Genomic DNA, 206 nt, shown 5'->3' with positions numbered 1-206 from the left:
CCGGGCCCTGGCGTCAGCAAGCGGTGCTCGGGCGCGGACGCTGGGATGCGGATGCTCTGCGCGACGTGGTGCGGGACTATGCCCCGGAGACCCTGGCTGACCCGGACGCGGTTCTGGTTCTCGACGATCCTTCGGCAGGCTCAGGATGAGGCCGGCTTTCTCAAGCAGGGTAAAGCCTCGTGCGGCGTGCATCGCCAGTACACCGG

The 206-nt window shown here is 68.4% G+C and carries 1 pseudogene; it reads left to right on the top strand.

Going from position 1 to position 206, the window contains the following annotated elements:
* Positions 1 to 206 (top strand): annotated as a pseudogene (locus MFF40_RS28745) (transposase); the annotation flags it as partial.

This window comes from Methylobacterium mesophilicum (assembly GCF_022179445.1).
Lineage (GTDB): Bacteria > Pseudomonadota > Alphaproteobacteria > Rhizobiales > Beijerinckiaceae > Methylobacterium > Methylobacterium mesophilicum.
The sequence above is the reverse complement of the archived record's forward strand: the minus strand, read 5'-3'. Positions and strand labels throughout refer to the sequence as shown.